The following is a 13,702-nucleotide window of genomic DNA, read 5'->3' as shown; positions in this document are numbered from 1 at the left end:
CCAGCGCCAGTGGAGCACTTGCGAGGTCGTCCGACAAGCATGAAGCAGGGTAGTGGACAAGGCTGCGCCGTTGTCCACCCTACGCGTAGCCTGGAAAAGCGCGCAGCGTTTTCCGGGGAGGGACTAGTAGGGAATCACCAGCGGCGTACCCGCCAGCGGATTCTCGATCACCGCGCACCTGAGGCCGTACAACGCCTCGATCAGCGCGGGGGTGACGATCTCCGCCGGCGGCCCCTCGGCGAGGATGCGGCCGGCGCGCAGGGCGATGATATGGTCCGCGTAGCGGCAGGCCTGGTTGAGGTCGTGCAGCACCGCCACCAGCGTCCGGCCGCCGTCGCGATTGAGCCGGCAGAGCAGGTCCATCAGCTCCACCTGGTGGGCGATGTCGAGGAAGGTAGTGGGTTCGTCGAGCAGCAGCAGGGGCGTTTCCTGGGCCAGCGCCAGGGCGATCCATACCCGCTGGCGCTGGCCGCCGGACAGGCTGTCCACCGCCCGCTCGGCCAGTTCCAGGGTGTTGGTGGCTTCCAGCGCGTGCTGCACCGCGCGTTCGTCGGCATCCGTCCAGCCGGCGAAGGCCTGGCGATGGGGATGACGCCCGCGAGCCACCAGGTCGCTGACCCGGATGTCCTCCGGCGCTACCGCGCTCTGCGGCAGCAGGCCGATGCGGCGGGCCACCTCGCGGGTCGGCAGCTCCTGGATCAGCCGGCCGTCCAGGCGCACCTCGCCGGCCGTGGGGCGGATCAACCGTGCCAGGCTGCGCAGCAGGGTCGACTTGCCGCAGCCGTTGGGGCCGATGATGACGGTGAAGCGCCCATCGGGCAGGCGCACGTCGAGGTCGGCGCAGATCGGCAGGCCGCCGTAGCCCACGGTGAGACGGTGGGCAGCGAGGCGACTGGGGGAGGCGTCTTGGCTCATGAGGTCCGCCGCCATTCGCGGCTCAGCAGGAAGATCAGGTAGAGGCCGCCCAGGGCGCCGGTGAGCAACCCGACCGGAATCTGGAAGGGGGCCAGCAGCCGCTGGGCCAGCAGGTCGGCCAGGGCGGTGAGACAGGCGCCGAGCAGCGCGGGCGCGAGGATGCCGAGATCGGCGCTGCGGGTCAGGCGGCGCGCCAGCTGGGGTGCCGCCAGGGCGACGAAACCTATGGGCCCGGCGGTGGCGATGGCCAGGGCGGCCAGGGCCACCGCCACCGCCAGCAGCAGGTTCTGGCTGCGCAGCACCGGCAGGCCCAAGGCGCGGGCCAGGTCGTCGCCCAGCTCCAGCAACCGCAGGCGCCGGGCCAGCAGGGCGGCCAGCGGCAGGAGCAGCAGGCAGCCGGCGAGCAGGGTGAGGGTGCGGCTCCAGGTCATGCCGTCGAGGCTGCCGAACAGCCAGAGCCGGGCTTCCTGGGCTTCGTCCAGCTCGGCGCGGGTCAGCAGGTATTCGTTGAGCGAGGCGAGCAGGGCGCTGATGGCGATGCCGAGCAGGATCATCCGCTCGCCGCGGATGCCGGCCAGACCGGCGAGCCCGGCCACCAGCACCGCTGCCAGCAGGCCACCGGTGAGGGCCCCGAGCATCAGCGCCGCGCCGCCCAGTTGCAGCCATAGCAGGGTGACCAGGGCGCCACTGGCCGAGCCGACGGTGAAGCCCACCAGGTCCGGGCTGGCCAGGGGATTGCGCGCCAGCCGCTGGAAAATGGCACCACTGGCTGCCAGCGCGGCGCCCACGCCGAAGGCCGCCAGCAGCCGCGGCAGGCGCAGGTCCAGCAGGATCAGGCGGGTAAGGGCGTCGCCGTGGCCCAACAGGGTGGCGGCCACCTGCTGCGGCGCCGGCGCGAAGGCGCCGCCGGTGAGGGTCAGGGCGCAGACACCGACGGCTGCCAGCAGGAGCAGCAGCAGGCAGGCCTTGAAGCGGGCCGAGCGCCGCGGGGCGAAGCGCCGACGACTCAAGGTCGCACCCGCCGTGCGGAACGGATGACCAGTGCCAGCAGCACCGGGGTACCGAGCAGGGCGCAGACGATCCCGGCCTCCAGCTCACCCGGCAGCGCCACGCGGCGGCCCAGGGTATCGGCCAGCAACAGCAGATTGGCCCCGGCCAGGGGCGCCAGCGCCAGGATCCAGCGCCAGTCGGCGCCTACCAGCAGGCGCAGGGCATGGGGTACCACCAGGCCGAGGAAGCCAATGGGGCCGGCCACCGCCGTGGCGGCACCGCACAGCAGCACGATGGCGACGAAGGCCAGCACGCGCAGTTGTCCCGGCCGGGCGCCGAGGGCGCGACCCAGGTCGTCGCCCAGCGCCAGGGCATTGAGGCGGCCGCCCAGGGGTAGGCCCAGCGCCAGGCCGATCAGCAAGAGCGGCAGGATGCCGAGGGCGCCGCCCGGCGTCTGGCCGCTCAGGGCGCCCACTGCCCAGAAGCGGTAGCTGTCGAACACGGCGCTGTCGAACAGGGTGATGATGCCGGTGCAGGCGTTGAGGCTGGCGCTGAGGGCGATGCCGGCGAGGATCAACCGTAGCGGCTGGCCACGGGCCGGGGCGCTGCCGCCGAGCAGGTAGACCAGGCCGGCGGCCAGGGTGGCGCCCGTTAGGGCACAGGCCAGGCGCGTCGGCGCATCGTCCAGCCCCACCAGCGACAACCCGGCGACCACGGCGAAGGCCGCCCCGGCGTTGATGCCCAGCAGACCGGGATCGGCCAGCGGGTTGCGCGTCAGCGCCTGCATCAGGGCCCCGGCGAGGCCCAGGGCGGCGCCCACCAACAGGCCGAGCAGGGTGCGCGGCAGGCGCAGGTCCCAGAGCACCACGGCGTCGGTGGAGCCATCGGGGGCGAACAACAGCTGGAGAATACGCGGGGCCGACAGCGGCCGGGCGCCGATGCCGAGGCTCGCCACCACCGCCAGGGCCAGGGCGATCAGCAGCAGGACCAGCACCAGGCCACCCCGGGCGAAGGAGGTGCGGCGGACGACGGGCGCGGGGCGGGCCGGCTGGGTCATGCCACCCCCAGGGCGCTGGCCACGGTGGTCACCACCTGGCGCGCGGCCACCGGGCCGGCGTTGAGATAGAAGGCGTCGGTGTCCACCTGGATCGCCCGGGCCTGGCTCACTGCGGTCAGCCGTGGCCACAGCGGCTGTCGCGCCAGGCTGGCCAGAGCGGTGCCCTGCTCGGCGTAGAACAGCCAGTCGGCGTCGGCCAGGTCGAGCAACTCGGCGCTCACGTCGCGCGAGGTGCCCTTGAAGCGCTGGGCCGCCGGGCGGGTCACGCCCATGGCCTGCAGCAGGCCGCCGGCGAAGGAGTCCACCCCCATCAGGCGCAGGCGGGCGCCACTGGAAAACAGCAGGGAAGCGGAGGGCGGTTGAGCGCCCAGGCGCTGCGCCGTGCCGGCGAGCTGCCGGTCCAGCGCTGCGAGTTGCCCCTCGGCCTGTTGGCGCCGCCCCAGGGCGTCGGCCAGCAGCAGGAAGTCCGGTCGCCAGTTGCCGCCGGTGCCGCGAGCGACCACGGTGGGAGCGATGCGTGAGAACAGCCCGAAGCCACCCCCGCGCAGCACGGTACGGTTGAGCACGATGAGATCCGGCGCCAGCCGCGCCAGGGCTTCCAGGTCCGGTGCCTGGCGACTGCCCAGGTCGACCATGGCCTTCAGCTCGGCGGACCGGTCGGCGTAGGCCGCGCGCAGATAGGCCGGCGCCAGTTCCCGGTTGTCCACCCGACTGCTGCCCGCCGGGATCACGCCCAGGCTGAGGGCGGCGTCCAGCTGGCCGGTGGAGATCACCGCCACGCGCCGCGGCTCCCTCGGCACGAGGGTGCTGCCCGCCACATGCTCCACCTGCCGTGGAAACTCGCCATCGCCGAGCGCCGCACGTGCGAATAGCCGCGTGGGCAGCCCAGCGAGCAGCGCAGTACAACCGGCGAATTGAAGGAAGGCGCGACGATCGAGCATGGATGGCGACTGCTGACTGGCAGGAAAAGGCCCGCCTGGCGGGTCGAGGCCCCTGGCGGGGCGGCTAGGATAGAGCATCGCCGCCTGGCTGGCACTCATCCGCTATCTCACGCGGAATACCGTGCTAGCCATCGTGCACCATTGCGCCCCCTCTCCCTGAGGGAGAGGGCTGGGGAGCGGGATAGCGCAGCTGATCAGAAGCTGACGCTGGCACTCAGGCGCGCCGTGCGCGGCTCGCCCACGTACACCTGCAGCGGACTGTTGGCGCTCGACGGGTAGTACTGCTTGTCGAACAGGTTGTCGACGTTCAGCTGCAACCGGGTCTGGTAGCCGGTCACCGGCAGGTCCCAGCGCAGGAAGGCGTCGGCCACGGTGTAGCTGCTCATGTAGAAGCTGTTGGCCGGATCGCCAGCGCGTTCGCCGACGTAGCGGGCGCCACCGCCGACATGCCAGCCGCCGAGATTGGACGGCACCAGCAGGTGGTGCGTGAGGTAGAGGCTGCCACTGTGCTTGGGTGCCTGGGGCAGGCGATTGCCCTCGTTGGCCGGGTCGTCGAGCACCTCGGTGTGGTCGTAGGCATAGGTGGCGACCACGTCCCAGCGCTCGGCCAGGCGACCGGTGAGGTCGATCTCCAGGCCCTGCGAACCGACCTTGCCGATGGCCTGGCTGACGTTAGCGACGGGGGTGGCTACTACCACGTCGGTCTTTTCGATGTCATAGAAGGCGACATTCAGGTTCAGACCCGGAGTGATGTCGTACTTGGCCCCCAGCTCGTAGCTCCGACCTTTCGTGGGATCGAACGTATTGCCCGAGGCATCGGGATCGTTCGGCACGAAGGAGCGGCTGTAGTTGCCATACAGCGACAGGGCATCGGTCGCCCGGAACACCACGCCGGCCAGGGGCACGGCGGCATGATCGCTTTTGTCCAGATTGACGACGTAATCGCGGCCCAGGCCCTGGTCGCTGTACTGGTCGAAGCTCTGGTAGCGCCCGCCCAGCACCAGGATCCAGCGATCGTTCAGGTGCCAGTTGTCCTTGACGTAGAGCGAAGTGGATTTCAGGTTGCTGTCCTGGTCGCTCTGGGTCGTGCTCAGCTGGCTCGGCGGCGCCAGGTTGCCGTAAACCGGCGCATTGATGTTGAGGTTGCGCCGCGAGAGGTTGTTGTTGCGGTAGGTGTTGCCGCGGAACTGGTCGTTGTCCTCGTGATCGACGCCCAGCAGCAGGTCATGGCGTTGGCCGAAGAGCTCCTGGCGACCGATGAAGTCCCAGCTGGCGTACGTCGTCTCGTAGTCGTAGTCGGCACCATTGGCGACCCGCAGCAGATTGCCGTTGGCGGCCAGGGAGACCGGCTGGGCGAAGTCCAGGCTGTAGCGGTCGTTGTTCCAGGCATAGGTCAGGCGCGTCTTCCAGTCGTCGCTGAGCTGGTACTCGAAGCGGGCGCTGGCCGTCTCGGTGATGCCTTCGCTCTTCGCCCACTTCTCGTCGAGACGCTTGTCGTAGCTGGCGCTGCTGGGATGCCCATTGACGAACACCGTCCCCCGATCCACCGGACCGGTGTAATCGTTGTAGGAATAGGCCAGGGTCAGGCTGGCGCGCTCGCCGGTCCAGGACAGCGACGGCGCCACCAAGGTGTGCTGGTCCACCCCGTAGTTACGCCAGTAGTCCTCGCTCTGGCGCTCGGCGACCAGGCGATAGGCGAAGCCGCTGTCGCCCAGCGGGCCGGTGGTGTCCAGGCCGAGATTGCCGCCGCCCTCGCTGTAGGCCGAGCCGCTCAGGGTGGTAAGGGGCTGGTACTGCGGCTGCTTGCTGACCACGTTGATCAGGCCGCCCGGCTCCAGGGCGCCATAAAGCAGAGAAGCCGGGCCCTTCAGGACTTCCACGCGCTCGGCGGTGGCATCGAAGTTGTGCGACAGGTTGGAGCGCACGCCATCGCGGAAGATCGAACCGTCGGCATTGGTGCCGAAGCCGCGCTTGACGAAGGCGTCCTTGGTGCCGGCCAGGGTGTTGCTCTGGGTCACGCCGCTGACGAATTTCGAGGCATCGTCCAGGCTCCGCACGTCATAGTCCTGGATCAACTGGGGCGTCACGGTCTGCACCGATTGCGCCTCGTCCTTGAGTGGCACCTCGCTCTTGCTCGCCGTGGAGGCGGTGGTCGCCCGATAGCTGGCGTCCGCCTCGCTGGCCGTGGTGGAGATGTCCATCGGCGCCAGGCTGGTGCTCTCGGCTGCCAGCAGGGCGGGACTGGTCGCCAGGGCCAGGGCGCTGAGGGCGAAGGGAACGAAGCGGCTAAGGGCTCTGGGCTGGGCGTTCAAGGGCGGTCTCGGTGGGTGGGAAGGGGAGGGGCGGCGATTCTAAGTTGATAGCCATTCTCAAGTAAATCGATTCCCGAACCGTTGGTGTCCCGGCGCGTTGCCGCCCATCACAAAGCACAGGTATAATGTCGCGCTCCTAAATTTTCCCGCCCGGGAGCGCCCGCCATGCTGCGCATCAGCCAAGAAGCCCTGACGTTCGACGATGTTCTCCTCATCCCCGGCTATTCGGATGTCCTGCCGAAAGACGTCAGTCTCAAGACCCGCCTGACCCGTGGCATCGAGCTGAACATTCCCCTGGTGTCCGCCGCCATGGACACCGTGACCGAGTCCCGCCTGGCCATCGCCATGGCCCAGGAAGGCGGCATCGGCATCATCCACAAGAACATGACCGTCGAGCAGCAGGCCGCGGAAGTCCGCAAGGTCAAGCGCTTCGAAGCCGGCGTGGTGAAGGACCCCATCACCATCGACGCCGACGCCAGCGTGCGCGATCTGTTCGACCTGACCCGCCAGCACAACATCTCCGGCGTGCCGGTCCTCTCCGGTCGTGACCTGGTCGGTATCGTCACCTCCCGCGACGTGCGCTTCGAGACCCGCCTGGACATCCCGGTGCGCGACGTCATGACCCCTAAGGATCGCCTGGTCACGGTGCGCGAAGGCGCCGACAAGCAGGAAGTCCGCGAGCTGTTGCACAAGCACCGCATCGAGAAGGTGCTGATCGTCGACGCGGCCTTCGCCCTCAAGGGCATGATGACCGTCAAGGACATCGAAAAGGCCAAGGCCTACCCCAACGCCAGCAAGGACGACGCCGGTAGCCTGCGCGTCGGCGCGGCCGTCGGTACCGGTGCCGAGACCCCCGAGCGCGTCGCCGCCCTGGTCGCCGCCGGTGTGGACGTCATCGTCGTCGACACCGCCCACGGTCACTCCAAGGGCGTGATTGAGCGCGTGCGCTGGGTCAAGGAGACCTATCCGCAGGTGCAGGTGATCGGCGGCAACATCGCCACCGCCGAAGCCGCCAAGGCCCTGGCCGATGCCGGCGCCGACGCGGTCAAGGTCGGCATCGGCCCGGGCTCCATCTGCACCACCCGTATCGTCGCCGGTGTCGGCGTGCCGCAGATCTCCGCCATCGCCAACGTCGCCGCCGCCCTCGAAGGCACCGGCGTGCCGCTGATCGCCGACGGTGGCATCCGCTTCTCCGGTGACCTGTCCAAGGCCATCGTCGCCGGTGGCTACTGCGTGATGATGGGCTCCATGTTCGCCGGTACCGAAGAGGCCCCGGGCGAGGTCGAGCTGTTCCAGGGCCGTTCCTACAAGTCCTACCGCGGCATGGGCTCCCTGGGCGCCATGTCCCAGACCCAGGGTTCCAGCGACCGCTACTTCCAGGACTCCGCCTCCGGCGCCGAGAAGCTGGTGCCGGAAGGCATCGAAGGCCGCGTCCCCTACAAGGGCCCGCTGGCGGCGATCATCCACCAGTTGATGGGCGGCCTGCGCGCCTCCATGGGCTACACCGGTTGCGCCACCATCGAGCAGATGCGTACCAAGCCGCAATTCGTGCGCATCACCGGCGCCGGCATGGCCGAATCCCACGTCCACGACGTGCAGATCACCAAGGAAGCACCCAACTACCGCGTTGGTTGATGCCTAAACTGTTTGTACTTCTACGTTGCGCTTCGGGGCTGTCTAGACAGCCCCGAATCGTCTGAACCTAGCGCTCACCGAGACCTGGCCATGTCCCAAGACATCCACGCCCACCGCATCCTCATCCTCGACTTCGGTTCCCAGTACACCCAGCTCATCGCCCGCCGCGTGCGCGAACTGGGCGTCTACTGCGAACTGCACCCCTTCGACATGGACGACGCCGACATCCGCGCCTTCGCTCCGCGCGGCATCATCCTCGCCGGTGGTCCCGAGTCGGTCCATGAGGCCGGCAGCCCCCGCGCACCCAAGGCGGTGTTCGACCTGGGCGTCCCGCTGCTGGGCATCTGCTACGGCATGCAGACCATGGCCGAGCAACTCGGCGGCAAGGTCGAAGGCTCCAACATCCGTGAATTCGGCTACGCCAAGGTCGACGTGGTCGGCAAGAGCCGCCTGCTGCAGGGCATCGAAGACCACATCGACGACGACGGCGTGCTCGGCCTGGACGTCTGGATGAGCCATGGCGACAAGGTCGGCAAGCTGCCGGAAGGCTTCCACATCGTCGCCAGCACCCCCAGCTGCGCCATCGCCGCCATGGGCGACGACGAGCGCGGCTGGTACGGCGTGCAGTTCCACCCCGAGGTGACCCACACCAAGCAGGGCGGTCGTATCCTCTCGCGCTTCCTGAAAGAGATCTGCGGCTGCGAAGCCCTCTGGACCCCGGCCAATATCGTCGAGGACGCCATCGCCCAGGTGCGCGCCCAGGTCGGCAGTTCCAACGTGCTGCTGGGCCTCTCCGGTGGCGTCGACTCCTCCGTGGTCGCGGCCCTGCTGCACAAGGCCATCGGCGACCAGCTCACCTGCGTCTTCGTCGACAACGGCCTGTTGCGCCTGCACGAGGGTGACCAGGTGATGGCCATGTTCGCCGAGAACATGGGCGTCAAGGTGATCCGCGCCAACGCCGAGCAGCGCTTCCTGACCAACCTGGAAGGCGAAGCCGACCCGGAGAAGAAGCGCAAGATCATCGGCCGCACCTTCATCGACGTCTTCGACGCCGAGGCCAGCAAGCTCGACAACATCAAGTTCCTGGCCCAGGGCACGATCTACCCCGACGTCATCGAGTCGGCCGGCGCCAAGACCGGCAAGGCCCACGTCATCAAGTCCCACCACAACGTCGGCGGCCTGCCCGAGGAGATGAACCTCAAGCTGGTCGAGCCGCTGCGCGAACTGTTCAAGGACGAAGTGCGCAAGATCGGCCTGGAGCTGGGCCTGCCCTACGACATGGTCTATCGCCATCCCTTCCCCGGCCCGGGCCTGGGCGTGCGCATCCTCGGCGAAGTGAAGAAGGAATACGCCGACCTACTGCGCCGCGCCGACGACATCTTCATCAGCGAACTGCGCAAGGCCGACTGGTACCACAAGGTCAGCCAGGCCTTCGTCGTCTTCCAGCCGGTGAAGTCCGTCGGCGTGGTCGGCGACGGCCGCCGCTACGCCTGGGTCGTCGCCCTGCGCGCGGTGGAAACCATCGACTTCATGACCGCCCGCTGGGCCCATCTGCCCTACGAGCTGCTGGAAAAGGTCTCCAACCGCATCATCAACGAAATCGACGGCATCTCCCGCGTCACCTACGACGTCTCGAGCAAGCCGCCGGCGACGATTGAGTGGGAGTGATGCTGCGGCTGGTGTAGACCGGTACGCCTCGCAGAAAAAGCCAAAAGCCCGCGTAATTGCGGGCTTTTGTTTTTTTGATGATAGTGAATCCTGGCAATCATTCATGACCGACCGCTAGCGGGCAGAAGCTGCCATTGGCGCAGCCAGCGAACGAATTAAAGCAGGCGTGGCGAAGAATAAAAAATTATGCACTTGGTTGTAGAGGCCAGTTTCGAATATCTGCAGAGGCAACTCGCTAGACGGCGGGTTTCAAGTGCTATCCATCTTCGTGCTTTAGTAGTCAGATAGCCTAGCCTCACTTACGCTTCCTATTTACGTCGATTATTTCCCCGCGCTCCTCATAGGTGCTCACAGTATTTTCCAGTTTAAGACGATTCAAAAGCGCCCGATCAGCAGGCGTGTTCGAAACTCGTAGTTTATTGCGGCCCACCTCAGTGAGTTCAGGATAATCACCGTCAATTGCTTGCAGGATAGTGAAAAGCTGCTCACGATTGATTACATCTAGGTGTGGTTTCAATAGCGGCAATATCTGCTGTCTTGAGACATTCCCTTGCGCCATTATCTGCACCACATTCGCCGGGAGTTCGCACCTAGACTGCGTAGCGAATCGTGCCAGTTCGTTTAACCCTTGTGGGCTGGCTACCTCCGCATACGTCGTTGCTTGCTCGATAACTATACCCTTGATCGCTAAATCGATCCCATCGTCCGTCAAAAGCTCCGCCAGATCGGTGCCTACCATAGCCGGAGTCATAAAGCTCGAAAACTTCCGCGACTCTTGTATAAAGGCCTTCCGCGTCGGCCAATCCGTCGCTGCAAGGTGCTTGTAAGTCGCTGCATCATCCGCAATGATGTTGTGCTTTAGCAGTAGCGCGAAGAGGTCCCCGACTTCCGCCGCGATGTCGTCAACACTGAGATAGTCAGCTAGCCTCAGGCTCGCGACCAGCTCCGCACGCAGCGTTGCGGATGGGATTTGATCCTTTGCCGCCAGGATTGCGGTCGCCAATGCGATCTTCGACTCTTCGTCAGCGGCGTTGGCATCGGCGATCTTGGCGGCGGCCTTCAAGATGTTCGCTAGCTGCGCATCGACCGACCCGAAAGTTTCGACGTAGCGGCTGACGTTACTGAACGTTGCTGGGACGCGCCTATGTTCGGCCAATGTCGGCCACGCACCTTTAGAGACCTCCGAGAGATCTGCAGCCTCACAATCCGGAGCAGCACGCTCGATCACATCATCAAGGAGAGCTGCTTCATGTGCGAGCACATCCTCAATCACCGCGATGAAGTGCTCATTCGCATCTATCGTCGCGGACGCGCCATTAATCGCGTCCAAGTACTTGCTCAAATTTTCTAGTACGTAGTCGTACACCGTCTCGCTCCCAGCACGGATGACGTCGAGCGCCACGGTTGCCGCGTTGTCGATAGCGATTACGAGGTTCTCGTACGTGATTTCATACAAGTTGCGTGACACGAACAACGAACGTACCTGCTGGCTAAGCGGTTCCAGGCAAGGCACGGTGACGCCGGCGTCCCCGAAGAGCACAGTGATACGTTCGGCCTGGGCCAGCGTGGTCGCATCGGAGCTAAGTGCCGTGAGCTCGGAGTAGTGCGCCATCAGATACGAGGAAACGGCAGAATCTATCCGCTGCTTCGACAGCGGCAGGTAGGCTAGTGCCACATCCACCAGCTCTAGCCGTGAAGCCTCGTCCAGGTCTGCCTGGCTTACGAGATAGGTAAGCACTCGTGTGGACACGACCGTGAAGCGTTCGGTAAACCGTTTGCGCTCGTTCCCCGCGGCGAGGTACGCCTGCAGAAAACCTAGCTGACTCTCCCCGAGGCCTACCAGGGAGCGGATCATGATGTCGGCCGTGTAGACGTCTGTTGCCAAAAGACGGTCGAGGATGGCGATGTTGTAAAGCGCAGGTTCCTTCAGCGCATTCTTGCCTCGCTCACGGACAACTGCGTCCACGTCCTCCGGAGCAAGCTCGAAGTGCACGTCCATCAGATCTCGGTCAACGTGGTGGATGATGAAGTTCGTGGCAGCGGAACCCACGCGATCACCATGGAAGGTTGAGGTGTAGAGTGTGAAGTTGCGGTTGATGTAGCTAGCACGGACGATCTGGTAGGCCAAGCCTGGTCTCAAGATCGTCTTGGCAATAGCCTCGAAGGACTGCTTGCTACCCTCGTACTCGACTAAGAACTCCGGTCGTCTCAGGAGATCGCCAAAATCGGCGCTTCGCAGGAACTTGATGTCGCCCGTCTTTTCATCGATCTGCTCGGTGAGCGCATTACGATCCGCTTCGCTCCAGCTGTCGGCGTCGAGGGGATCATCAAGCGCAGCCACCAGACTGTCACGAGTGAACGACATCGTCTGACGGTAGTTGTTGTTGTTACTCCATTGGAGTGGCGAATCTACGTCTGGCGAGACAAAGTTTTTCCAGAATTCCTCGCCCTTGAGGTCCTCCGGGGAGATGTTTGCGTGCGCGAGGGAGTAGGTAGAATACTGGGTCTGGAAGCCCACAGCCTGAGCTGTACGCTGCACATGCGCTAGCAGGCGCTCGCCCAATTGGATGCTGCGGGGGGCGGCCCCGTTGATCCGTCCGATTCGCTGGTGAAGCAGGCGAAGTTCGCCTTCGATTCGCTTGATGTTCTCAGTCACCAAATCACGGCTGAGCTTGTATAGTATGTCCAACTTGCTCTTTCCAAGCCGGATTGTTTCGAAGTCAGCGAGGTGCGTGCTCTTATAGAGCATCATCGCAAACAGGTCGGTTTCACTCAGGTTGAGCTGCTCGCCGTCGCCGGAGAAGATTCGGTCGCGGAAGACGATGAATTCGTTGCGAACGTTCTTGAGCAGCCGCATATCAGGGACATACTGCGCCGCTAAGTCGAGTAGCTCCGGAGCTACCTCATGCTCGATCTGAGCAAGTAGCTGTACAGCCAAGTTGCGCGCGCTTCGATGCGTAATAAAGGGAACCACCGGGATGACCAGATCGAAGAATTTCGTGCGGTTGGAACGTACAGCCTCGACCTGTGCCGGATCGCCCGTCGCCAGCACTTCTGCATCACGCTTGCGGCCGTCAGCCTCGAGGCCGATGCGGTCGAAGATGCTGTCTTTAATGGCATAAATAAAGCGGATCGGCTTTTTGATCTGAGGTGAGACGTTAAGCAAAGTGTTCAGCGCCCGGAGAGTCTCGAAGATGTGTGAGTCGTTGAACCGGTCGATGTCCTCAAAGATGACAACATCGCGATCCGAAACCTCAAAGAAGTAAACGATCTCGTCGAGATATTGGTCAAAGTACGAAACGGAGCTGTCGTCGAGCGTGACAGTTGCCGGTCCTGCCGAGAAGTGCCTGATACGCAGCTTCCCATAGAGTAACCAACTTACGAGTAGGGTAACGAGCGCCGCCGCGCTCCAGATGGCTGTGTGGGCCCAAACACCACTATCTACATATGGCTTGAACACGGAGGCGATCTGCGCCGTCCATCCAGTCAGCAGGAAGATTACGGCAAAGACAAAACCCAGCAGTACCGACGTTCCGATAGCCCGCCACCATTGAAAACGCTCAATACGTCGGAAGCGTGAGCCAGGGGTTCTGCTTGGGTATTCTCGATAGAGCAGCTGTTTGACGATCTCCTGCTGGATGCGGTTAGTCGGGGTTGTGGCCTGGATAGGCACCGAATCATCAAGCTGGGACAGCTCGATAGGCGCAAGCGTAGAGAGCGAAAGTTCCACGATACGATTGTCCTGCCGCCGCGCGACTTCCCGCAAGATGCTGCTCTTACCGACTCCGTAGTTGCCAGATAACGCTATGTTGCGAATTTGATCGTCCGCTATCGCAGCTTCGATAGCGGCAGCATAGCCACCATGCTCTTCCGCTAGGTACTTAGGGGTAAGTGGGACCAGCTTCCACGGTTCCTTGGCAGGCTCCTGTTCAAAACAGAAGCTGCTCCGAAAATGTCTACCTATGGCGTGCAAAAAATGAAAGACCACATGTTCTCCTGACGATATTTCCTTGTTCGCAGCAATGTCACAAATTTTGCCAAATACCGAACGTATCCCCTGGTACTGATGCGCTCGCATTCGTAGATAACATTCATACCCTGAGTTATCGGCGACTATGGCAACTGCTTGAATGCTACGAGCGGGCGTCACGGTCCGCTTCTGGCCGTTTCCGCCTCGGCGGCCG

8 protein-coding genes are annotated in these 13,702 nt (G+C 64.5%); 2 read left to right on the top strand and 6 right to left on the bottom strand.

Translation table 11 applies throughout. From position 1 onward, the window contains the following. Window positions 1–123: 123 nt before the first annotated feature. The 5 genes from AR540_RS14720 to AR540_RS14700 all read right to left on the bottom strand — a co-directional run bounded on the left by AR540_RS14720 (window position 124) and on the right by AR540_RS14700 (window position 6,104). Window positions 124–930, bottom strand: a complete 807-nt coding sequence (locus AR540_RS14720) for an ABC transporter ATP-binding protein (RefSeq protein ID WP_059229949.1) — start codon at window positions 928–930, stop codon at window positions 124–126. Continuing rightward, window positions 912–1,925 (bottom strand): FecCD family ABC transporter permease, encoded by a 1,014-nt coding sequence (locus AR540_RS14715; protein WP_059229948.1) that lies wholly within the window; start codon window positions 1,923–1,925, stop codon window positions 912–914. Before AR540_RS14715 ends, AR540_RS14720 begins: the two co-directional genes overlap by 19 nt. Further along, window positions 1,922–2,899 carry a FecCD family ABC transporter permease gene (locus AR540_RS14710; protein WP_059230005.1) on the bottom strand — a complete coding sequence of 326 codons (978 nt, stop codon included), beginning with the start codon at window positions 2,897–2,899 and terminating at the stop codon, window positions 1,922–1,924. The genes AR540_RS14715 and AR540_RS14710 overlap by 4 nt, the downstream gene beginning before the upstream one ends. Window positions 2,900–2,958: 59 nt before the next feature. Further along, window positions 2,959–3,903: an ABC transporter substrate-binding protein gene (locus AR540_RS14705; RefSeq protein ID WP_059229947.1), complete on the bottom strand. Its 945-nt coding sequence runs from the start codon at window positions 3,901–3,903 to the stop codon at window positions 2,959–2,961. 194 nt (window positions 3,904–4,097) lie between these two features. Continuing rightward, window positions 4,098–6,104: a TonB-dependent siderophore receptor gene (locus AR540_RS14700; protein WP_442963796.1), complete on the bottom strand. Its 2,007-nt coding sequence runs from the start codon at window positions 6,102–6,104 to the stop codon at window positions 4,098–4,100. 276 nt (window positions 6,105–6,380) lie between these two features. Here AR540_RS14700 and guaB point away from each other — a divergent pair, with 276 nt between their 5' ends. Both guaB and guaA read left to right on the top strand, forming a co-directional pair. Further along, a complete protein-coding gene (gene guaB, locus AR540_RS14695) occupies window positions 6,381–7,850 on the top strand; it encodes an IMP dehydrogenase (RefSeq protein WP_059229946.1) in 1,470 nt (489 codons plus the stop codon). 90 nt (window positions 7,851–7,940) lie between these two features. After that, entirely contained in the window at window positions 7,941–9,518 is a 1,578-nt protein-coding gene (guaA, locus tag AR540_RS14690; protein ID WP_059229945.1) for a glutamine-hydrolyzing GMP synthase, read from the top strand. Window positions 9,519–9,813: 295 nt separating this feature from the next. Here guaA and AR540_RS14685 read toward each other — a convergent pair whose 3' ends face one another. After that, entirely contained in the window at window positions 9,814–13,668 is a 3,855-nt protein-coding gene (locus AR540_RS14685) for a YobI family P-loop NTPase (RefSeq protein ID WP_236712073.1), read from the bottom strand. Window positions 13,669–13,702: the final 34 nt, after the last annotated feature.

The organism is Pseudomonas sp. EpS/L25 (assembly GCF_001512295.1).
GTDB lineage: Bacteria > Pseudomonadota > Gammaproteobacteria > Pseudomonadales > Pseudomonadaceae > Chryseomonas.
The sequence above is the reverse complement of the archived record's forward strand: the minus strand, read 5'-3'. Positions and strand labels throughout refer to the sequence as shown.